This window comes from Pseudomonas sp. NEEL19, from assembly GCF_028751975.1.
In the GTDB taxonomy this organism is placed as follows: Bacteria; Pseudomonadota; Gammaproteobacteria; order Pseudomonadales; family Pseudomonadaceae; genus Aquipseudomonas; species Aquipseudomonas juntendi.
Genome location: NZ_CP081491.1, coordinates 352,543 through 373,671, shown reverse-complemented (window position 1 = coordinate 373,671; position 21,129 = coordinate 352,543). Strand labels below are relative to the sequence as shown.

17 protein-coding genes are annotated in these 21,129 nt (G+C 64.6%); 9 read left to right on the top strand and 8 right to left on the bottom strand.

Going from position 1 to position 21,129, the window contains the following annotated elements; all coding sequences use genetic code 11:
* Positions 1 to 68: 68 nt before the first annotated feature.
* The gene (locus tag K4A76_RS01640; RefSeq protein WP_274411407.1) at positions 69 to 2,246 is read left to right on the top strand and encodes a malate synthase G; all 2,178 of its coding nucleotides are present in this window, start codon (positions 69 to 71) and stop codon (positions 2,244 to 2,246) included.
* 147 nt (positions 2,247 to 2,393) lie between these two features.
* On the opposite strand, the gene K4A76_RS01635 is transcribed toward K4A76_RS01640, so the two are convergent.
* Positions 2,394 to 2,933, bottom strand: coding sequence for a response regulator (locus tag K4A76_RS01635; RefSeq protein ID WP_274411406.1), 540 nt, complete (start codon positions 2,931 to 2,933; stop codon positions 2,394 to 2,396).
* 116 nt (positions 2,934 to 3,049) lie between these two features.
* Here K4A76_RS01635 and K4A76_RS01630 point away from each other — a divergent pair, with 116 nt between their 5' ends.
* The 8 genes from K4A76_RS01630 (at position 3,050) to K4A76_RS01595 (ending at position 14,110) form a co-directional block, all read left to right on the top strand.
* Positions 3,050 to 4,987 carry a putative nucleotidyltransferase substrate binding domain-containing protein gene (locus tag K4A76_RS01630; protein ID WP_274411405.1) on the top strand — a complete coding sequence of 646 codons (1,938 nt, stop codon included), beginning with the start codon at positions 3,050 to 3,052 and terminating at the stop codon, positions 4,985 to 4,987.
* Positions 4,984 to 5,694 carry a 3'-5' exonuclease gene (locus tag K4A76_RS01625; RefSeq protein ID WP_173887379.1) on the top strand — a complete coding sequence of 237 codons (711 nt, stop codon included), beginning with the start codon at positions 4,984 to 4,986 and terminating at the stop codon, positions 5,692 to 5,694. The genes K4A76_RS01630 and K4A76_RS01625 overlap by 4 nt, the downstream gene beginning before the upstream one ends.
* A 152-nt stretch (positions 5,695 to 5,846) precedes the next feature.
* A complete protein-coding gene (locus K4A76_RS01620; RefSeq protein ID WP_029885025.1) occupies positions 5,847 to 6,365 on the top strand; it encodes an RNA polymerase sigma factor in 519 nt (172 codons plus the stop codon).
* Complete coding sequence (locus K4A76_RS01615; protein ID WP_274411404.1) at positions 6,362 to 7,318, top strand: FecR domain-containing protein; 957 nt, start codon at positions 6,362 to 6,364, stop codon at positions 7,316 to 7,318. The genes K4A76_RS01620 and K4A76_RS01615 overlap by 4 nt, the downstream gene beginning before the upstream one ends.
* 133 nt (positions 7,319 to 7,451) lie before the next feature.
* Positions 7,452 to 9,884 (top strand): TonB-dependent siderophore receptor, encoded by a 2,433-nt coding sequence (locus tag K4A76_RS01610; RefSeq protein ID WP_274411403.1) that lies wholly within the window; start codon positions 7,452 to 7,454, stop codon positions 9,882 to 9,884.
* 58 nt (positions 9,885 to 9,942) lie between these two features.
* A complete protein-coding gene (locus K4A76_RS01605; RefSeq protein ID WP_274411402.1) occupies positions 9,943 to 11,055 on the top strand; it encodes a PepSY-associated TM helix domain-containing protein in 1,113 nt (370 codons plus the stop codon).
* Positions 11,052 to 11,228, top strand: coding sequence for a hypothetical protein (locus K4A76_RS01600; RefSeq protein ID WP_009683340.1), 177 nt, complete (start codon positions 11,052 to 11,054; stop codon positions 11,226 to 11,228). Before K4A76_RS01605 ends, K4A76_RS01600 begins: the two co-directional genes overlap by 4 nt.
* A gap of 71 nt (positions 11,229 to 11,299) precedes the next feature.
* Positions 11,300 to 14,110, top strand: coding sequence for a dermonecrotic toxin domain-containing protein (locus K4A76_RS01595; protein WP_274411401.1), 2,811 nt, complete (start codon positions 11,300 to 11,302; stop codon positions 14,108 to 14,110).
* On the opposite strand, the gene K4A76_RS01590 is transcribed toward K4A76_RS01595, so the two are convergent.
* From K4A76_RS01590 to waaF, 7 genes are read right to left on the bottom strand one after another with little or no spacing between them, the layout of a single operon-like run.
* Complete coding sequence (locus K4A76_RS01590) at positions 14,071 to 15,513, bottom strand: lipopolysaccharide kinase InaA family protein (protein ID WP_274411400.1); 1,443 nt, start codon at positions 15,511 to 15,513, stop codon at positions 14,071 to 14,073. The two genes, K4A76_RS01595 and K4A76_RS01590, sit on opposite strands and share 40 nt — an antisense overlap.
* Entirely contained in the window at positions 15,513 to 16,265 is a 753-nt protein-coding gene (locus K4A76_RS01585) for a lipopolysaccharide kinase InaA family protein (protein WP_029885031.1), read from the bottom strand. Before K4A76_RS01585 ends, K4A76_RS01590 begins: the two co-directional genes overlap by 1 nt.
* On the bottom strand, positions 16,262 to 16,996 hold the full coding sequence (locus K4A76_RS01580; protein WP_054913386.1) for a lipopolysaccharide kinase InaA family protein: 735 nt from the start codon (positions 16,994 to 16,996) through the stop codon (positions 16,262 to 16,264). Before K4A76_RS01580 ends, K4A76_RS01585 begins: the two co-directional genes overlap by 4 nt.
* Positions 16,996 to 17,802 (bottom strand): lipopolysaccharide core heptose(I) kinase RfaP, encoded by an 807-nt coding sequence (gene rfaP, locus K4A76_RS01575; RefSeq protein ID WP_029885033.1) that lies wholly within the window; start codon positions 17,800 to 17,802, stop codon positions 16,996 to 16,998. Before rfaP ends, K4A76_RS01580 begins: the two co-directional genes overlap by 1 nt.
* Positions 17,799 to 18,923, bottom strand: a complete 1,125-nt coding sequence (locus tag K4A76_RS01570) for a glycosyltransferase family 4 protein (protein WP_274411399.1) — start codon at positions 18,921 to 18,923, stop codon at positions 17,799 to 17,801. The genes rfaP and K4A76_RS01570 overlap by 4 nt, the downstream gene beginning before the upstream one ends.
* Positions 18,923 to 19,981 (bottom strand): lipopolysaccharide heptosyltransferase I, encoded by a 1,059-nt coding sequence (waaC, locus tag K4A76_RS01565; RefSeq protein WP_029885035.1) that lies wholly within the window; start codon positions 19,979 to 19,981, stop codon positions 18,923 to 18,925. The genes K4A76_RS01570 and waaC overlap by 1 nt, the downstream gene beginning before the upstream one ends.
* Positions 19,982 to 21,031 (bottom strand): lipopolysaccharide heptosyltransferase II, encoded by a 1,050-nt coding sequence (gene waaF, locus K4A76_RS01560; RefSeq protein WP_054913389.1) that lies wholly within the window; start codon positions 21,029 to 21,031, stop codon positions 19,982 to 19,984.
* Positions 21,032 to 21,129: the final 98 nt, after the last annotated feature.

The window sequence follows — 21,129 nt, the reverse complement described above, 5'->3', positions numbered from 1 at the left end:
ACGTGTTTAGAGAAGCGCTACAGGCTTAATACAGAAGAGCGAAATAGCTGAGCAGAGTGAGGCAAGCAATGACTGGATACGTTCAAGTCGGTGGCCTTCAGGTCGCCAAGGTCCTGTACGACTTCGTGAACAACGAAGCCATCCCCGGGACCGGCATCGTCGCCGAGCAGTTCTGGGCGGGTGCAGAGAAGATCATCAATGACCTCGCTCCAAAGAACAAAGCCCTGCTCGCCAAGCGCGACGAGCTGCAAGCCAAGATCGACGCCTACCATCAGGCACGCAAAGGCCAGGCCCACGACGCCGCAGCCTACAAAGCATTCCTCCAGGAAATCGGCTACCTGCTGCCACAAGCCGACGATTTCCAGGCCACCACCCAGAACGTGGACGAAGAAATCGCCCATATGGCCGGCCCGCAGCTGGTCGTGCCGGTGATGAATGCCCGTTTTGCCCTCAACGCCGCCAACGCCCGTTGGGGTTCGCTGTACGACGCGCTGTACGGCACCGATGCCATCAGCGATGAAGGCGGCGCCGAAAAAGGCCAGGGTTACAACAAAGTGCGTGGCGACAAGGTGATCGCTTTCGCCCGCGCCTTCCTTGACGAAGCCGCGCCCCTGGCGGCTGGGTCGCACGTCGACTCCACCGCCTACCGCATCGAAGCTGGCAAGCTGGTGGTCACCCTGAAGGGCGGCACCAACACCGGCCTGCGTGACGACGCCCAGCTGATCGGCTTCCAGGGCGACGCCGCGGCACCGACTGCCGTGCTGCTGAAACACAACGGCCTGCATTTCGAAATCCAGGTCGATGCCAACACACCGGTCGGCAGCACCGACGCCGCTGGCGTCAAAGACATCCTGATGGAGTCGGCACTGACCACCATCATGGACTGCGAAGACTCGGTCGCCGCCGTCGATGCCGACGACAAGGTCATCGTCTACCGCAACTGGCTGGGCCTGATGAAGGGCGACCTGGCCGAAAGCGTGAGCAAAGGTGGCAAGACCTTCACCCGCACCATGAACCCCGACCGCGAGTACGCTGCGCCCAACGGTGGCAGCGTGACCCTGCACGGCCGTTCGCTGCTGTTCGTGCGTAACGTTGGCCACCTGATGACCAACCCGGCAATTCTCGACGCCCAGGGCAACGAAATTCCGGAAGGCATCCAGGATGGCCTGTTCACCAACCTGATCGCCCTGCACAACCTCAATGGCAACACCAGCCGCAAGAATACCCGCAGTGGCAGCGTGTACATCGTCAAGCCGAAGATGCATGGCCCTGAGGAAGTGGCGTTTGCCGCCGAGATTTTCAGCCAGGTCGAAGACCTGCTGGGCATGCCGCGCAACACCGTGAAGGTCGGCATCATGGACGAGGAGCGCCGGACCACGGTCAACCTCAAGTCCTGCATCAAGGCCGCTGCCGAGCGCGTCGCGTTCATCAACACCGGCTTCCTCGACCGCACGGGCGATGAAATTCACACCTCGATGGAGGCCGGCGCCGTGGTGCGCAAAGGTGCCATGAAGAACGAGAAGTGGATCGGTGCCTACGAGAACAACAACGTCGATGTCGGCCTGGCGACCGGCCTGCAAGGCCGTGCGCAGATCGGCAAAGGCATGTGGGCCATGCCCGACCTGATGGCCGCCATGCTCGAGCAGAAGATCGCCCACCCGCTGGCCGGTGCCAACACCGCCTGGGTGCCGTCGCCAACTGCGGCCACCCTGCATGCCCTGCACTACCACAAGGTGGACGTACAGGCACGCCAGCGTGAACTGGCCTCGCGCACCCCGGCGTCGGTGGACGATATCCTGGCCATCCCGCTGGCCGCCGACACCAACTGGTCGGAGGAAGAGATCCGCAACGAGCTGGACAACAATGCCCAGGGCATCCTCGGCTATGTCGTGCGCTGGATCGACCAGGGTGTCGGTTGCTCGAAGGTGCCAGACATCAACAACGTCGGCCTGATGGAAGACCGCGCCACCCTGCGCATCTCCGCGCAACTGCTGGCCAACTGGCTGCGCCACGGCGTGGTCAGCCAGGCGCAGGTGCTGGAAAGCCTCAAGCGTATGGCGGTGGTGGTCGACCAGCAGAACGCCGCTGACCCTCTGTACCGCCCGATGGCACCGAACTTCGACGACAACATTGCGTTCCAGGCGGCTGTGGAGCTGGTGGTCGAAGGTGGCAAGCAGCCCAATGGCTATACCGAGCCAGTGCTGCACCGCCGTCGTCGCGAGTACAAGGCGCGTAACGGGTTGTAAGTTCACACCTGCGTACGGGGGCCGCTTTGCGGCCCTATCGCGACACAAGGCCGCTCCTACAGGGATATCGCAAATATCAAAACTTGCGCTGCACCTGTAGGAGCGGCCTTGTGTCGCGATAGGGCTGCAAAGCAGCCCCTCTCTGCCTCAATCAATTTTCAGCTCTTTCTTCACCAGTTCCAGCAACTTGTCCAGGTTCACCGGCTTGAGCAGGAAGTCCACCACCCCCAGGTGCATCACGTCCACCGCCTCTGCCACATCGGTGTCGCCCGACACGACGATGATCGACAACGCTGCCCGCTCCGACTCGCGAATCTTGCGGATCAGCTCCAGCCCATCCTCTGGCTGCATGCGCAAATCGGTAATCATCAAACCGATGCGCTGCTGGAAATGCAGGTACAACCTGGCCTCCTCGGCCCCGTCCGCGCCCACACACTCAATGCCCCGGCTTTTCAGGTACAGGATCAACGCTTCACGGTTCACCGCGTTGTCGTCCACCACCAGCACCAACGGCTTTACGACCACCGGCGCACTGGCCATACCCAATGCCTCGCGCTCTTCGTCGCTTAGAATATCGATTTGCTCAGGCATGGCCATCTCGTCAAAAAAATTCCGCTTCAGCCATAGGACCGCAGAACTTGCGTAACCCGGTTCGCCTTTCGTCGGGTCTTTGACAGGTGTGCTCATAGACTTACGTCCAATGGGCACCACCCCGCCGCAAGCCGACCATGGAGGCAGAGAACAACATGGCCGGCACCTATATATAGATATATATAGTTCGGCATAGCGATACGGTCGGTTTCATGAGCAAAAAGGACGCCTACAGCCAGGCGGGCAGGACCGCAGTGCTGCAGAACATTCAGGGCACGCTGCAGTTTCTGCAGCGCTTTCCGCCGTTCAACCAGATGGAACACAGCCACCTGGCCTACTTGGTGGAGCAGTGCCAGCTGCGCTTCTATGCCAGCGGCGAAAGCATCGTCAAGCCGGCAGACGGGCCGGTCGAGCATTTCTACATCGTCAAGCAGGGCCGGGTGGTGGGCGAGCGTCAGCACCTGGTGAAACCGGGGGTCGAAACCACCTTCGAAATCACCAGCGGCGAGTGCTTCCCGCTGGCCGCCCTGCTCGGCGAACGGGCCACCCGCACCGAGCATCTGGCCGGCGAAGACACCTTCTGCCTGCAACTGAACAAGGCAGCGTTCATCCGCGTGTTCTCGATGTCTGAAGTGTTTCGGGATTTTGCCCTGCGCGGGGTAAGCAGCCTGCTCGACCAGGTGAACCAGCAGGTTCGCCAGCGTGCGGTGGAAACCCTGGGTACCCAGTACTCGCTGAACACGCCGCTGGGCGAACTGGCCATGCGGCACCCGGTGGTGTGCAGCGCGGATACGCCGCTGCGCGAAGCCGTGCGGCTGATGCACGAGCAGCAGGTGGGCAGCATCGTCGTGGTTGACACGCAGCGCTACCCCACCGGCATCTTCACCCTGCGCGACCTGCGCCAGGTGGTGGCCGCGGCGGACGCCGAGCTGGGTGCGCCGATTGCCCGGCACATGACCGCCAAGCCGTTCTACCTCAGCCCACAGGCCAGTGCTTTCGACGCAGCCATGGCAATGACCGAGCGGCACATTGCCCACGTGTGCCTGGTGGAAAACGGCCGGCTGTGTGGCGTGGTTTCGGAGCGCGACCTGTTCTCGCTGCAACGGGTCGACCTGGTGCACCTGGCGCGCACCATTCGCCATGCACCGCGGCTGGACAGCCTGGTCTCGCTGCGCGGCGAGATCAGCCAACTGGTCGAACGGATGCTCGCCCACGGCGCCTCGTCCACCCAGATCACCCAGATCATCACCCTGCTCAACGACCATACCGTGTGCCGGGTCATCGAACTGGCCCTGGCTGAACGCGGCGACCCTGGGGTGCCTTTCAGCTGGCTGTGCTTTGGCAGCGAAGGGCGTCGCGAACAGACCCTGCACACCGACCAGGACAACGGCATCCTTTTCGAGGCGGTAGACAGCACCGAGGCCGATGCCGTACGTGCCCGCCTGCTGCCGCTGGCGCAGTACATCAACCAGTGCCTGGCCCAGTGTGGCTTCACCTTGTGTGCGGGCAATATCATGGCCGGCAACCCTGCGCTGTGCCTGTCGCGTGCCGAGTGGGCGCGGCGCTTTGCCGGTTTTGTCCGCGAAGCCAGCCCGGAAAACCTGCTGGGCTCAAGCATCTACTTCGACCTGCGGGTGGTGTGGGGCGACGAGCAGGGCTGCGAGCAGCTGCGCCAAGGCGTGCTGGCGCAGGTGGCCGACAACCGTATATTCCAGCGCATGATGGCGGAAAACGCCCTGCGCCAGCGCCCGCCAGTGGGCCGCCTGCGCGAGTTCGTGCTGACCCGCCAAGGCAGTGACAAGGCGGCCACCCTCGACCTGAAGGTCCAGGGCCTGACGCCCTTCGTCGATGGTGCCCGGCTGCTGGCGCTGGCCAACGGCATCGGCGCCTGCAATACCCTGGAGCGCCTGCGCCAGTTGGTCGCCAAAGGGGTGATCGAAGCACTGGACGGCGCGGCCTATGAAGAGGCGTATCACTTCATCCAGCAGACCCGCATGCAACAGCATCAACGCCAGACCCGCGCCAACCTGCCGTATTCCAACCGGCTCGACCCGGACAGCCTCAACCACCTGGACCGGCGTATCCTGCGCGAGTCCCTGCGCCAGGCCCAGCGCCTGCAAAGCAGCCTGGCCCTGCGGTACCAGTTATGAGTCTGTTCGCCTGGCTGCGCCCCGGCACACCCGCGCTGGACCCTGCCACGCGCCAGCGCCTGGCCCGGCAGCCTAAACCTGCGCCCCTGGGTGTGTGCACGTTGCGTGAGCAGCGCTGGGTGGTGCTGGACCTGGAAACCAGCGGGCTCAACCCCAACCGTGATCAGGTACTGTCGATCGGCGCAGTGGCCATCGAGGACGGGGCCATCGACTTTGCCCAGCAATTCGAACGCACCCTGCAGCGGCCACTGCTGAAAACCAACGCCAGCGTGCTGATTCACGGGCTAGGGCCAAGCGCCCTGGCCGCCGGTTGCGAGCCCGCTGAAGCCTTGCTGGACCTGCTCGACTTCATTGGCGATAGCCCGGTGCTGGCATTCCATGCTCCGTTCGACCAGCGCATGCTGGCGCGGGCATTGAAAGAAAGCCTGGGTTACCGCTTGCAGTCGCCGTTTCTGGATGTGGCCGAGCTGGCGCCGATGCTCAACCCCGACACGGTTCTGCGCGAGGCCGGCCTGGATGACTGGGTGGCGCGCTTTGGGCTGCAGGTGGAAGAACGCCACCACGCCAGCGCTGATGCCCAGGTCACCGCAGAACTTGTGCTGATCCTGTTCAGCCAGGCCCGGCGCCAACAACTGGACAGCCCGCTGCAACTGGAACAGCGCCTGCGCGGCTGGCGGCGACGCAAGGTGCAGAGCCATGGCATGTGAGGCCAGGGCTACGCAGCGCCGGTGAAACCGCAGGCCCTTGGCCAACCCCATGCAGGCGAACCGATAAGCGTCCATTGCACCCACCCCCTCCCCTCTGCAACAATCGCGAATAATTATCGTTAGTTAATGCATACGTTCCGGGGGGACGCTGCTTGCCTTCTGCACAGAGCCCACACGCCGATCTGGTTGGTACGCTGTACCGCGATCACCGCGGCTGGCTGCTCGCCTGGTTGCAACGCAACATGGCCTGCCGCCAACGTGCCGAAGACCTGAGCCAGGACACCTTCGTGCGCCTGCTAGGCCGCGAGCAGCTGGCCTCGCCCCGCGAACCGCGTGCCTTTCTTGCAGCCGTGGCCAAGGGGCTGATGTTCGACCACTTCCGGCGCGCCGCACTGGAACAGGCCTACCTCGCGGAACTGGCACTGGTGCCGGAAGCCGAACACCCCTCCCCCGAAGTACAGCACCTGATTCTGGAAGACCTCAAAGCCATCGACCGCCTGCTTGGCAAGCTGTCGAGCAAAGCCCGCGCGGCGTTCCTGCACAACCGCCTGGATGGCATGGGCCATGCCGAAATCGCCGAGCGCCTGGGCGTTTCGGTGTCGCGGGTGCGCCAGTACCTCGCCCAGGGTATGCGCCAGTGCTACGTGGCCCTGTACGGGGAGCCGACGTGAGCAACGCACCGGTCTCGTCGCGTGTACTGGAAGCTGCCATTGCCTGGAAACTCAACCTCGACGGCGGCAGCGACAGCCCTGCCGAACGTGGCGAGTTCATGCGCTGGCATGCCGCCAGCGAAGAACACGCGCGCGCCTGGCGACAGCTCGGCGCCATGGACCAGCGGCTCAGCGCAGCCGCCGGCCCGGCGCGCCAGGCGTTGCTGCAGTCGCGCGCCAGCCTGCGCCGACGCATCGGCAAGGTCGGCGGCGGCCTGGCCGGCATGTTCCTGCTCGGCTCGCTGCTGGTCTGGGTCGGCGCACCGTCACTGGCGCCAAGCTACTGGCTTGCCGACCAGCGTACCGCCACCGGCGAGTTGCGCACCTTGCGCCTGGCCGACGGCACCCTGTTGAGCCTCAATACCCACACCGCGGTAGACATCGACTACGCCGGTGCGCAACGGGTGATCGTGCTGCACCAGGGTGAAATCTCGGTCGATACCGGCCACCAGGACCCACGCCCGCTGCTGGTGCGCACCGACGATGGCCGCTTGCGCCCACTGGGCACGCGCTTCCCGGTACGTCGTGAAGCCGCAGGCACGCGCCTTGAAGTGTTGCAAGCGTCGGTCGCGGCCATGCCGCATAACAGCGGTGACGAGCAGGTGTTGCGCGAAGGCCAGCAGGTGCTGATGCATGCCGATGGCCTGGGCCAGGTCAGCGCAGTGCCGGCCGGTGCCGATGCCTGGACGCGCGGCATGCTGGTGGTCGACGACGTACGCCTTGGCGACTTGCTGGCGGTGCTGGGCAAGTACCGCATCGGCTACCTGGGCGTGGATGCAGCAGTCGCCGACCTGCGGGTAAGCGGCAGCTTCCCGCTGACCGATACCGACCTGGCACTGGCCTCACTGGAGCCGGTGCTGCCGGTGAAGGTCGAGCGGCATACCCAGTGGTGGGTGAAGGTCACGCCCAGGTAGCGCTGTAGCAGCCTGATCGCAGGCGCCCCTGCTCTTACAAACAATTCTCACTTTTTTTCAGATTCGCCCTGTCACTTTTCGATTCTCGCTCGGCAAGGATGCAGCAAGCACTTACCCGTCGAGGAACCGCCGCATGTCCCGTGCCGTAGATCGTATCCTGCGCCCCAGCCTGATGGCCCTGGCCATCGGCATGGCCGCGCCGCTGGTCAGCCCTGCCTTGTTCGCCGCCGAGCAATCCGCGCTGCGCGCCTACAACCTGCCCAGTGCACCGCTGGCCACTGCCCTGAACCAGATCGCCAGCCAGGCCGGCATCGCCCTGGCCCTGAACCCGGCGCTGGTCAGTGGTCGCACGTCGGCGCCGGTCAACGGCCGCTATGACGGGCTCGGCGCCCTGCAGGCAGCGCTGCTGGGCAGCGGCCTGCAATTGCAGCAGAGCAGCGCGGGCAGCTACAGCCTGGTCGCGGTGCCGGAGGGCAGCCTGGCCTTGCCGGAAATTACCGTGAACGCCAGCAGCGCCAGTGAAAGTGCATGGGGCCCGGTCGACGGCTACCTGGCCCAGCGCACGGCCGCCGGCACCAAGACCGACACCGCCCTGGTCGAAGTCCCACGGTCCATTTCCGTGGCGACCCGCGAGCAGATGAAAGACCGCGGCGTGCATAGCCTCGACGACGCCGTGCGCTATATGCCAGGCATCGTCTCTGCCAGCTTCGGCAGCGACACCCGCTATGACTGGATGCGTGTGCGCGGCTTCGAGCCCACCCAGTTCCTGGATGGCCTGCCGTTGCCACGTGGCGTGTACGCCAACCCGAAAGCCGAAACCTGGAACCTCGACCGCCTGGCGCTGCTGCGCGGCCCGGCTTCTTCGGTCTATGGCCAGACCCCACCCGGCGGCCTGCTGGACATGGTCAGCCGCCGCCCGCAAGCCGAAAGCGCGCATGAAATCGAACTGCAATATGGCAGTGACAACCACCGCCAGATCAACTTCGCCAGCACCGGCAAGATCGATGACGACGGCCGCTTGCTGTATGGCGTGAGCGGTGTGATCCGTGACAGCGGTACGCAGGTCGATCACATCGACAACAAGCGCTACAACATCGCCCCGAGCCTGACCTGGAACGTGGACGAAGATACCTCGCTGACCTTCCTCTCCCAGTTCACCCGCGACGATACCGGGGTCACCAGCCAGTTCCGACCGATCCAGGGCACCAAGATCAACATGCCGTTCGGCAAGATCTCGCACCACAAGAACCTGGGTGACCCGAATTACGAATTCTACGACCGTACCTACTACGCGCTGGGCTACGCGTTCGAGCACCGTTTCAACGACGTGTGGCAGTTCCGGCAAAACTTGCGCTATACCAAGTCCGAGCTGTCGTTCCAGACGATCACCGTCAACAGCTACTTGCCGGAGTTCGGCATGGTCGTGGACGACCAAGGCAACGTGGGGCGTAGTACCACCAACGTTGACGAGGACATCAGCCAGTTCGCCGTCGACAACAACTTTCAGGGTGATTTCAGCACAGGCGCCATCAGCCACACCTTGCTGCTCGGCCTGGACCACCAACGTACCAACAACAATTTCCTGACGATCTATGGCGCTGCGCCGCCCATCAATGTCAACGACCCGGTCTACGGTTTGCCGATCAGCAGACCGGACCGTTCCACTGCCTACTACGACTACGACCAGAAAACCATTCAGACCGGCCTGTACGTGCAGGACCAGATGGCGCTGGGCAACTGGCGGCTGACCTTGGGTGGTCGGGAGGACTGGGTACACACCGGTACAACGTTCTTCAACAAAGGCGACGCTACCAACACCCAGCGCGACAGTAACTTCAGCGGCAACGCGGCGATCAGTTACGTCTTCGATTCGGGGTTTGTGCCTTACCTGTCCTATGCAGAATCTTTCCAGCCCGCCAGCAAGGCCGATGCGGACCCACTGAAGTCGTTCAAACCAACCGAAGGCAAGCAGTGGGAACTGGGTGTCAAATACCAGCCCCCCGGTTCAAATACGTTGCTCTCGGCCGCGGTGTATGACCTGACTCAAAAGAATGTGCTGGTCACCAGCAACGACGGCAACACCAGTGTCACCAGCCAGACCGGCGAAGTGAAAGTCCGCGGCCTGGAGCTTGAAGCGGTTTCCGACGTTACCGACAACCTGAAGGTAATTGCCGCCTACACCCTAGCCAAATCCGAAGTGCAGGATGGTCAGTTCAAGGGCAACCGCCTGCAACTGATGCCTAACCAGCAGGCCTCGGTGTGGGGCGACTATACCTTCCACTCGGGCGTACTGGACGGCTTCGGCATCGGCCTGGGGGCACGCTACACCGGTAATACCTATGGTGACCAAGGCAACACCTGGCTGGGCAAGGCCAATGCCTACACGGTGTTCGATGCCTCGGTGCATTACGACCTGGGCCGCCTGGACAACAGCCTGAAAGGGGCGTCGGTCGCGCTCAATGCGACCAACCTGCTGGACAAGGACTACCTCTCCACCTGTGACTCGTACTACTGCTACTACGGCGACGAGCGGAGTGTCGTGGCCAGCGCCACCTACAAGTTCTGAGTGAGCCGGGGCCGCGTTGCGGCCCCCTCCAATTCCTCAGGCAAAAAACGGTACCGTGATGAAAAGCCCAACCATCCGCCGCTGGTCAGCGGTCCACACCTGGAGCAGCCTGGTCTGTACCCTGTTCCTGCTGTTGCTCGCCCTCACCGGCCTGCCGCTGATCTTCCACCACGAACTCGAACACCTGCTGGGCGACGCCGCCGAACTGCGCGAAATGCCGCCCGGCACCCCGCACCTCGACCTGCAACAGCTGGTGCTCAAGGCCGAGCAGCACCGCCCCGGCGAGGTCATGCAGTACTTTGGCTATGAAGAAGACCAACCCGACGGCGTGGTGGCCATCACCGCCGCCACCGCCGGTACCGAGCCCAACCTGTCGCACACCTTCATGCTCGACGCCCGCACAGGCGAAGCGGTAGCCATGCCCGCCGCCAACGGTGGCTTCATGATGCTGATGCTGCGCCTGCACGTGGACATGTTCGCCGGCCTGCCGGGCAAGTTGCTGCTGGCCTTCATGGGCGTGCTGTTCGTCGTCGCGATCGTGTCCGGCACCGTGCTGTACGCCCCGTTCATGCGCCGGCTGGGCTTCGCCAGCGTGCGCCACGACAAATCCCGGCGCCTGCGCTGGCTCGACCTGCATAACCTGATCGGCATCGTCACCTTGGCCTGGGCACTGACTGTCGGTGTAACCGGCGTGGTCAGCGCCCTGTCCGACCTGGTGATCGCTGCCTGGCGCAACGACAGCCTGGCGGCGATGGTGGCCCCCTACCGCAACGCCCCACCGCTGGGCGAACGCGCTGCGGCCAGCGACCTGCTGGCCATCGCCGAACAGGCCGCCCCCGGCATGCGCCCAGACTTCATCGCCTTCCCCGGTACACGCTTCTCCAGTGAGCACCACTACGCGGTGTTCATGAAAGGTGCCACGCACCTCACTTCGCACCTGCTGACCCCGGTCCTGATCGATGCACGCACGCTGCAAGTGACCGCCGTCGGCGAACGCCCCTGGTACATGGATGCCATGGGCCTGTCGCAACCCCTGCATTTTGGCGACTACGGCGGGCGGCCCATGCAGGTGCTGTGGGCAGCACTGGACGTGCTGACCATCATCGTGCTCGGCAGCGGCCTCTACCTGTGGTGGACCAAGCTGCGCAGCAGCAGGGGGGCGCGCCCGTGAGCCACACGTCACGCAGCACCAGGCAGATCTTCGCCTGGCCTGGGCTCATCGCCGCACTGGGCGCAGCCGGCCTGTTCGCCGCGCTGCTCGGGGACGGCGCCTGGGACGCCCTGGCCTGGCTGGGGCTGGGCATTCCGGCCTGGCTCGGGTTCCGTGGCCTGAGCGGCAAATGAGGTAAACAGCTAACACGCCTGTATCACCAGCTGGCACCAAGCTGCATGGCCTGTTCACCGTGGAGCCCGCCATGAGCCTGACACACTTCAAGTCCTTTGATGCGCAACTGAGCGCCCTGCTCACCCCACCCCCAGCGCCCGACCCGTCGCTGCCGCTGCTGAACGCACGGCAGCGCTACTTCGCCGACCTTGCGCAGTACTGGCTTGGCACCGCGAGCGGTGATAGCCGGCGGGCACGCCTGGCTACGCTGCTGCGCCAGCAACTGCTGGCGCAAATCGCGTTGCGCAGCGATGACCACACGCTGGGTTCGAGCCATGCCGAGCTGGTCACCTGCTGCGCCAACAGGCCGCTGCCCTCGCAGCGCCAGCATTTACCAGCCGCGCAACGGCCGCAGATCTACCGCCCCGTACTGGACATCACCACACCCAATTGGCGGAGCTACCTGCCCGGCACCTTCGTGATCGTCGAAGGCGGGCCCGAGGGCCGCATGCCAGACCCTCGCAACACCACCGACTACGCGCTGCTGTGCAGCCTGTCCCATGGCATCGAATCATTCGATAGCCTTGCCGAGCTGCACACCGAGCTTTGCGAACGCCTGGACGACGTGCAGCAAAGCCGGCCACTGCTGCGGCACATGAGCAACGAACACGACCGCGACAACGCCCGCAACGCCGAGCGCCTGCGCTATGAATGGTTCAACGAGGACATGATCCAGGCGCAGGTTCAGGCCTTGATCGACGGCCAGCACGCCGCGCTGACCCAGGCCTGGCAGGAAGCTGCGCAGCAGGCGACGGTGGACTGGCCCAAGCTGACAGCGGACCTGACCGCGGCCGCCGATCTGCTGCCATGGGCCGACAGCCGCTCTGCGCTACAGACACGCTACGGTCTGCTGCTGGAGCGCAACTCGCCAGCCTGGCTGAAAAACGCCTCGGCACAGGGCCTCACGCACATCATGCAAACCCTGCAAGAGCTGGTGATCGCCATCGACAAGGCGGCGGCACCCGGTATCCTCAGCCTTGAGCAATTCGTCGACCACAATGGCCTGCTCGCCTGGACGCGTGAACGCCTGCGCACGCAACTGCGCCAACGTCACCAGCTGGATATCGACCCGCTCGGCCTGTATGTCAGTGTCACCCTGGCCAGGCCCATAGGCCCCGTGTTGCCGCCCAGCATCACCGGCCCGTGGATACCCGTCGCCAGCCGCCCGCAGGTTGGCGACAGCATCGAGCTGGTCCAGCAGACCTACCGCATCGACGAGCTGGCGCTGATCAACGTCAGCTTGCTCGATATCGACTACTGGTTGACGGCGAGGGTGCACGACAAGCAGGGCGTGACCGTCGATGGCGTCAGCCCAAGCCAGGTCAAGCAGCTGGTCCGTGAGCTGGATGTGGGTGAAAGCTACAGCCAGTACTTGCGCACCCACTTGCTGACATCGCCGCAGGCACAGTGGCGGCAGGACAGTTATGTCGCCATCAGCCATGCGCGCATGCGCGCCGAAGCGGCCAAGGCGCACTATGCCGGCCACCTTCTCGAAGACCCGTTCGAGCGCGGGTTCACCTGGATCACCACCTTGCTCGAATACCCGCAAAGCCATGCCCGCCAACAGGCAGACGTAGCGCAACTGAGCGTGCGCCAGTTGCTGATCGGTGGGCATACGCTGCAAGGCATCATGCTGGTCACCCCAGACAGCCCAGGCTTCGCCCGCTTCATCGTCTACACCCCGGACGCCCCCGACCGCCGTGCCTGGCGTGAGTTTCGCAATACCCGGCACATGCTCAAGACCCTGCGCAAACAACCTGCCCTGCGCGATTACCTGAAAGACCGCCTGCCGCTGGCCGACCGTGAGCAAATCGAGCTATGGCTGACCAAAGGCGGCATGGGGCCCCATGTACTACGCCCGACGATCACCGGCGATTTCCACCAGGCCCGCTACCTCGCTGAAGTGAATGCCATGCTGGCCGCGGTCGATGCCAGCACCAATACCCGGCGGGAACTGCTGGGCGAGCTCGGCTTGCGCGGGCTGACGCTCATTCTGGACTTGATCAGCTTCGTGTTGCCCAACCGGGCACTGGTGGCGGTATCGTTGGGGCGTTCGATCCTGTCGGTGATCGATGCGCACAAGGCCTTCAAACAAGGGCAACGCGTTGACGTGTTGAAACACATCGTCGACGCCTTCACCTACGCCAACGACGCCGTCAACAACCTGGGTGGAACAACCGTGATGCGCCGCGCGTTGCGTGGAATACCCTCGCCTCCACCGCTGAAGTTGCCGCCTTCGGCAAGCGTGAACATCAACCGTGAAAAACTGCGTTACCGCGTCGATGGCATTCACAAAGAAGGTATCTACGAGCAACCCTCGCCGTACCCTGGCCTGAGCTTCTACTACATCAGGGATGCCAGCGGGGCTACGTACCAGGTCGCTTTCGACGGCTACCGCTGGCGTGTAGTAGACCCGCGGATGCCGGACGCCTATACCAAGGTACCGGTCAAACGCCGCGAAGACGGCGAATGGGTAGTGGACTCGGTGGTGCTGTGGCATGACGGGCTACCCGACTTGCAGGCGCTGTTCGAAGCGTGCCAACTGCCCACGTACCCGGCTGGCGCCGAGCCAACCGACACCGCTGGGCTGTACCGCCTGGGCCGGGAGTACTTTCTGGTCGCAGGCAGCCAGGCGTTGCCGCTGCGCGCGCACTTGCTGGACAACCATTACCATTTGCTGATGCCCGGGCAACCGGACCGCAGGCCCATCGCCTGGGCCATTGTGCGTTGGCAGGGGGACCAGTGGCGCATCCGGGTTCGCCAGCCCGGCCGAAGCAGTGACTGGCTGGCGTTTCCAGACTGTTATTCGGTAAGCCGCGGCAACAGCCCGTCCAACCGCTGATGCAAGGCACTGCCACTTGGCCAGTTGCGCAGCAGCCGTGCCCGGTCGCGGGCATAGGCGGGGGCGAAGCTGAGCTGGGTGGCATGCTGGCACATGGCGTCCAGGTCGATCAGCGACCAGCGCCCGTTGTCCCAGAACAGGTTGTGCCCCTTGAAGTCGCCGTGGCTGATGCGTTCGCGGATCAGTTGCTGCATCACCTGCACCAACGCATCGAGCTGTTCTTGCGGTGCCTCGCCACTTTCCACGTAGGGCGCAAAGCACGCGGTCAGGTCTGGGCCATCGACATACTCGGTGACCAGGTAGGCACGGCTGCGCAGGCCCAGCACCCGCTGCTCCAGCACCGCCAAGGGGCGTGGCGTGGCGATGTCGAGAAACTCCAGGCGGTGCCCTTCGATCCACGAATGCCAGGCCCGGCTCGGGCGCCAGAAGCGCTTGAGCCAGTGCGCGGTGTTCTTGATGTTGTAGCGTTTCAGCACCAACTGCCGGCCATTCACCTCGATACGCGCCACACTGGCGGCGCCACCGGTCTTGTACAGGTGGCCTTGGTCGATCAAGGCATCGGCCTGTTCCAGCACTGGCAGCATGGCGCCCACCTCGCTGCGGCGAACCGCACGCAAGCCCGACAAGTTGCGCTGGACGCTGAACAGGCTGCATTCGCGCCCGGCCTTTTCCAGGTAGTCCTTCTGCCGCCAGCTGCGCACCTTGTCCACCTGCTTCTGCAAGGCTTCCAGTGGCAGCGCGTGCTCGGCATTGGCCAGCAGGTAATGCACCAGCAACTCTTCGATGAACGGCTCCAGGCGCTTGGGCAACTGGGCGAAGAATACCCCGAGGTTTTCCAGCACCCGCGGGCGCGACAGTTGCTGGCCAGGGGTTTCGGCCTTGATGCCGGCGCCATCGATCAGGTAAAGCTTGCCGGCGTGGCGCAGCAGGTTGTCCAGGTGCAGGTCTTCCTGCCAAAGGCCCTTGGCGTGCATGTGCGCCACGGCCGTCAGCGCCTCACCCAGCACCTGATGCTGCGCGTCGGCCAGCACCGGCAGGTTTTCCACCGCGCCCCAGGCATCGGCCAGGCTTTGGGCACCGTCGAGGAATTCGAACAGCAGCCAGCCACCTTCGCCTTCCCTGAGCCCGTCGGCCAGCAGCCTGGGCGTGGTCAGCCCCTGCCCGGCCAACAGCTTCACGCCCTGCAATTCGCGCTGGAAATGCCGCGCCGCGTTAGCACCCACCAACAACTTGGCCAGTACTGGCGTCCCGCGCCACACACCGGCGCCGACATAGCGCTGGCCCGGTAGTACACGCAACAGGCTGAGCAGTTGCAGGTCGGCGCTGCCGGCGGCATCGGCCAAGGTCAGGGTCAGCGGCAGCGACGGGCTACGCCCGGCAGCCTTGAGTTCAGACAAACGCATCAGCGGGCCTCTTTTTCACGACGGCGTTGCGTCAGGCGTTGCAGCCAGGTGTCGACCAGCGTGCCTTCGGCGGGTTGCGCCAGGTAGCTGGCCAGCAAGGTGCGGACATCCGCCTCGCTCCAGGCCCGGGCGCGGCGTAGCAGCGGCTCCAGGTCTTTGAGGCGGTCACGCATGCCGAACAGCAACGGCCGGGTCTTTTCAAGGTCGATCAGTTGGGCGTCCCAACCCTCGCGGCGCTGGCGCAGAAAGATGTGCTTGGGGTAGAAGCAGCCGTGCACCTGGCCGGCACCGTGCAGGGTACGCGCCAGCTGGCCGCACGCCTGCAGGATGCCGTTGCGCTCGGCCTCGCCCAACTGCGGCCATTGGCCCAGCAGGCTGTCGAGGTCGGCCCACGTGTCCAGGGCACGGGTCATCAGAATCGCCCGGTGCTGGCCGCCCTGCTTGCGCTCACCGTAGAACACCGCCTGCAAGGCCGGAATGTGCAACTTCTGATAACGGCTGATATTGCGGAATTCGCGGGCGAAGGTTGGCTCGCCAAACGGCCGGTGCAGGGTTCGGGTCAGGTAGTCGCACTGGCGCTTGAGGTAGTACCCCTTGCCTTCGAGCTCCAGGCGGAACACGCTGCTCCAGCCACCACGGCCGGTGTTGGGCTCGTCCACGGCGTCCAGTTGCAGCGCCCACAGCGCCTCGAAGTCATCCAGCCCATGGCGTTTGAGCAGCGCGAGTTCCGCGCTGGCCAGGTAGTCGGTCATTCCCTTCCCTCGAAAAAGCCCAGTACCTGACGGATGCGTTTCTTGTCGCGCGCATCAAGCCGGTTACGGTCACGGTACTGCAGGTAGAAACGCAGGCGCTGGGTAGCCGAGAGGTGGTACTTGGCCACCTTGTCGAGGCAGGCCAGGTCTTTGATCAGCCGGTGCCGCCACATGAACCCGCGCCAGAAATCGCCGGTGGGGCAGTCGATGAAGAACAGCGTGCCGTGGTCATCGACCAGCAGGTTGCGCCACTTCAGGTCGTTGTGGGCGAAACGGTGTTCGTGCATCACCCGGGTATGGCGGGCCAACTGGCGGCTGATATGGTCGACCCAGGTGCGATCGGCCAGCCGTGCATCGTTGCGCTCGGCCAGTGCCGACAGGTCTTCGGTGTTGGGTAGCTCGCGGGTGATCATCGCCCCGCGGCCAAAAGCCAGGCCATTGCGCTCCAGGCCCCAGGCCACCACTTCGGCGGTGGGAATGCCCCACTTGGCGAACTGCTTGAGGTTCTGCCATTCGGCCTTGATGCGCGGCCGGCCCAGGTAGCGGCGCATGTGCTTGCCGGCACCGGTGTACCGCTTGACGTAATAGTTGACCCCATCACGCTCGATGCGCACCACCTCGCTGAGCGGGTCGCGGGTCAGGCGTTCGCCCTGAATGGCAAATACCGCATCGAGGCTGCCGAAGTCCGCCGCCAGGTGTTGGTAACCCGGCGCCAGTGTCCAACTCGCCATTAGAGTGCATCCCCATAGCGTTGCTTGCGATCGTAGAGTTTCTGCGCCTTGCGCTCCAGCCAGGCCAGCAGCGCGGCTTCGTCCTTGAGGACTTGCCGCAGCGGGCGCTGGAAGTAAGCGCGCAGGAAGCGCAATTTGTCGCGTTGGGTAAGGCCGATGTCCAGCGCCGAGAAGTACAGCGCCGCCAGGTCCTTGTCACGCCAACGCCGGCTGATTGTCGCCCGGGTTTGCGCGCGGTGCAGGTCGATCACCGACAGTTTGAAATCATCCGCCGTCACCGGGCGGTCGGTGTGCAGCAGGAAGTGGCAGATGTAGCAGTCGCGGTGGTTGACCCCGGCGCGGTGCATGCCGCCGGTCATTTTCGCCACCTCGGCGATCAGCGCATGCTTCAGGCGCGGCTCGGGCGGCTGCCTGGCCCAGTCGATGCTGAAGTCTTCCAGGCTGATGGTCGGCGCCAGCTCTTCGGTGATGATGAACGAATGCTGCGCGGCTGGGTTGCTGCCGCGCTCACCGTAGGCGACCGCGGTCATGGTCGGCACGCCCACTTCATGCAAACGCTGGATCGCCTGCCACTCCTGGCCGGCACCGAGCACCGGCAGCTTCGCGGTCAGCAGGTTCTTGAAGATCTCGCCCCAGCCGATACCGCGGTGGATCTTGACGAAAAAGCCCTCGCCAGCCACCTCGGTACGCAGCGTGCGGCGGCCTTCGAGTTCGCGATAGACCTCACCTTGCAGCGCCTCCACGGCGTCGAAGGCATCGCGCCCAGCCCACAGGTGTTTGAAGGGTTCGGCCAGTATCAGCTTCATGCGGTTTTCTGCCCCAGGATCACGTCGGCAGCATGCTGCGGCATGCTGTACAGATCGGCGGTTTCGGCGAATGCCAGGCCGTTGCGCGACCAACTGGCGCGGGCCTGCGGGTCTTCCAGCATGCGCTGCAGGTAGCTGTTGAGCTGGTCCTGCTCGAACGGCTCGTCCAGCACCAGGCCACTGTCGGCTTCGGCAATGTAATGGGCATAGCCGCACACCCTGGACACCAGCACCGGCAAACCGGCCACCAGCGCTTCGAGCAGCACTGTACCGGTGTTTTCGTTATACGCCGGGTGAATCAGCACGTCGGCACCCAGCAGGAAGCGCGGGATGTCGCTACGGCCCTTGAGGAACTGCACCTGGTCGCCCAGGCCCAGGGTAGCGCTTTGCAGCTGGAATACCTTGGGGTCGTCCTGGCCGATGACCATCAACCGGGTGCGCCTGCGCAGCGCCGACGGCAGTGCCGCCAGCGCCTTGAGGCTGCGGTCCACGCCCTTGGTCTTGAAACCCGAGCCGATCTGCACCAGCAGCAGGTCACCCTCGCCCAGGTTGAACTCCTTGCGGAACTCGGCGCGAATCTCGGCGGCATTGGCCGGCGCGCGGCGGTCCTGGGAAATGCCCGGCGGCAACAGGTGGAAGCGCTCCAGCGGGGTGCCGTAATGCTTGATGAACAGCGGCTGCTGCACTTCGGAAATCATCAGCACTTCGGTATGCGCGTCCTTGGCGAACACCGCACGCTCGTACTCGGCAAAGTGCCGGTAGCGGCCCCAACGGCGGTACAGGCCGCCACGCAGGGTTTGCGCCTTGTCCTCGAAGCAGCCGTCGGCGGCGTAGTACACGTCCAGCCCCGGCATCTTGTTGAAGCCGATCAGGCGGTCGACCGGGCGCTTGGCCAGGTCGGCGGCCATCCAGGCACTGAGCTTCTCGTTGCGCCGGTGGTTGAAGACCGCCTTGACCGGCGCCACCAGCACCTCGAAGCCTGGGGGAATGTCGCCCTCCCAGATCAACGTGTACACACGGATCTGGTGGCCGCGCTTCTGGCACTCCAGGGCAATGCGCATGAAGTCGCGTTGCAGCCCGCCAAAGGGGAAATATTTGTAAAGCACGAAAGCCAGTTGCATCAACGGACATCCTCAGCCAGCAGCAACGCGCTCAAGCGGCTCGCCACATGCTCGGGATTCAGGCGAGTGAAGCACAGTGGCCACTCGCGTTTGAGATCGAACCGGGCCAGGTCATCGGCGCTCGGTTTGTAGGTGCACTTCTTCTGCAGGCAGGGCGCGCAGGGCCAGTCGCTGGCCTGGTGAATCTGGGTCCGTCCGTAGGCGCCGGTCAGGCCCGGGTTGGTCGGGCCGAATAACGAAATGGTCGGCACATCGAGTGCCGCGGCCAGGTGGCCCAGGCCGGTATCGACCGCCACGCAGGCCTTTGCCGCTGCCAGCACGCGGGCAACACCGGCAAGGTTCAATTTGGGGAGCACCTGGCAATTGTTCAAGCCTTGGGCAATGCGCTCGGCCCGCGCCTTCTCCGCCGGGTTGCCCCACGGCAGGCGCACCTCCAGCTTGCGCCGGCCCATGCGCTCGGCCAATTCGCGCCAGTAGGCTTCCGGCCAGTGCTTGGTCGCCCAGGTGGTGCCATGCAGGAACACGACATAGGGCGCCGCTGGCGGCAGTTGCAGGCGCTCGAGGTCCAGGCCGTAGTTGCCGATGCCTTCGGGCAGGTCGTAGGCCAGGGCCATGGCGAACAGCTGGCGCACCCGCTCGACCGCATGCTGGCCGGTAGCAACCGACAGGCGCCGGTCATAAAAGCGGCTGGCCCAGCCTTCACGGGCCGAGTAGCGGTCCAGGCCAGCCACCGGGGCCTTCACGTAGCGGGTGAGCCAGGCCGACTTGACCAGGCCCTGGGCATCGATCACCAGGTCGTACTTGCGCGCGCGTAAGCGCTGCTTGAAGGCCTTCCACTCGCCGCTCTTGAGGGTTTGCCAAAGGTTCTTGCGCCAGCGGCGGATGGCCACCGGGATGACCTGGTCGACCGCCGGGTGCCAGCTGGGGATTTCGGCGAAGCCTTCTTCCACCACCCAGTCGAACCGGATGCCCGGGAGCGCATGGGCGGCATCGGTCAGTGCCGGCAGGGTATGGATCACGTCACCCAGGGATGAGGTCTTGATGATCAGTACCCGCACTTAGTCGACCTCGGCCGCGGCATCAATCAGGTCCGGCCCGCTCAGGCTGTGCAGGGCGGCGATGACTTTACCGGGCTCCAGCAGGCGCAGGCAATTGTAGTGGCCGAAGCGGCAGGTGCGGTCAAAGCACGGGCTGCACTCGATACCGGTGCGCACCACCTCCACCTGTTCGGCCAGCGGCGGGGTGAAGCCGGGCGAGGTGGAGCCATACACGGCCACCAGCGGGCGGTTGAGCGCAGCCGCCACGTGCATCAGCCCCGAGTCGTTGGACACCACGGCCTGCGCGCACGACATCAGGTCAATAGCCTCGGCCAGCGAGGTTTCGCCAGCCAGGTTGGCCGACTCTTCGCGCAACCCCGGGATCAGCCGGTCGCGGATCTGCTCGCCCACCGGGTGGTCGTTTTTCGAGCCGAACAGCCATACCTGCCAGCCCTGGCGGATCATCGCATCCGCCACGGCGGCATAGTGTTCGGCCGGCCAGCGCTTGGCCTCGCCAAACTCGGCACCGGGGCACAGCGCCAGTACCGGGCGGTCGAGCTCCAGGCCGAACTTGGCCAAGGCGGCCTCGCGGCTCTGGGCTTCGATTTGCAGGTGCGGGCGCGGGTACGGTTGCGGCAATTCGGCACCAGGGGCGTAGGCCAGGGCCATGAAACGCTCGATCATCAGCGGGTAGCGGGCCTTGTCCAGCTTGCGCACGTCATTGAGCAGGCCGAAACGCATTTCGCCGCGCCAGCCGGTGCGTTTGGGAATGCCGGCGAAGAAGGGGACCAGCGCCGACTTCAACGAGTTGGGCAGCAGGATGGCCTGATCGTACTGGCCGGCCAGGGACTTGCCGATACGCCGCCGCGTGGCCAGCTCCAGTGCGCCGTGGCCGAGCGGAAAGCTCAAGGCCTGGCGCACTTCGGGCATGCGTTCGAGGATCGGCCGGCTCCACTCGGGTGCCAGCACGTCGATCACGCAGTCGGGGTGCTGCTGTTTCAGGCACTGGAACAAGGTCTGCGCCATCACCATGTCGCCGACCCAGCTGGGGCCAATGATCAGTATTCTCATGCTTAGTCCAGAAACGCTCGGGGAGGCTACAGGCTGCGGTTCAGCCTGGCCTCCCCTCTTTATATTCAGGCTATGTGGCGGACAGTGTACCACCGGTG

Bases quoted from the DNA above. Each gene is read 5' to 3' on its own strand.
- K4A76_RS01640 (WP_274411407.1), top strand. From the start codon at position 69: ATGACTGGATACGTTCAAGTCGGTGGCCTTCAGGTCGCCAAGGTCCTG.
- K4A76_RS01635 (WP_274411406.1), bottom strand. From the start codon at position 2,933: ATGAGCACACCTGTCAAAGACCCGACGAAAGGCGAACCGGGTTACGCA.
- K4A76_RS01630 (WP_274411405.1), top strand. From the start codon at position 3,050: ATGAGCAAAAAGGACGCCTACAGCCAGGCGGGCAGGACCGCAGTGCTG.
- K4A76_RS01625 (WP_173887379.1), top strand. From the start codon at position 4,984: ATGAGTCTGTTCGCCTGGCTGCGCCCCGGCACACCCGCGCTGGACCCT.
- K4A76_RS01610 (WP_274411403.1), top strand. From the start codon at position 7,452: ATGTCCCGTGCCGTAGATCGTATCCTGCGCCCCAGCCTGATGGCCCTG.
- K4A76_RS01605 (WP_274411402.1), top strand. From the start codon at position 9,943: ATGAAAAGCCCAACCATCCGCCGCTGGTCAGCGGTCCACACCTGGAGC.
- K4A76_RS01595 (WP_274411401.1), top strand. From the start codon at position 11,300: ATGAGCCTGACACACTTCAAGTCCTTTGATGCGCAACTGAGCGCCCTG.
- K4A76_RS01590 (WP_274411400.1), bottom strand. From the start codon at position 15,513: ATGCGTTTGTCTGAACTCAAGGCTGCCGGGCGTAGCCCGTCGCTGCCG.
- K4A76_RS01585 (WP_029885031.1), bottom strand. From the start codon at position 16,265: ATGACCGACTACCTGGCCAGCGCGGAACTCGCGCTGCTCAAACGCCAT.
- K4A76_RS01580 (WP_054913386.1), bottom strand. From the start codon at position 16,996: ATGGCGAGTTGGACACTGGCGCCGGGTTACCAACACCTGGCGGCGGAC.
- rfaP (WP_029885033.1), bottom strand. From the start codon at position 17,802: ATGAAGCTGATACTGGCCGAACCCTTCAAACACCTGTGGGCTGGGCGC.
- K4A76_RS01570 (WP_274411399.1), bottom strand. From the start codon at position 18,923: ATGCAACTGGCTTTCGTGCTTTACAAATATTTCCCCTTTGGCGGGCTG.
- waaF (WP_054913389.1), bottom strand. From the start codon at position 21,031: ATGAGAATACTGATCATTGGCCCCAGCTGGGTCGGCGACATGGTGATG.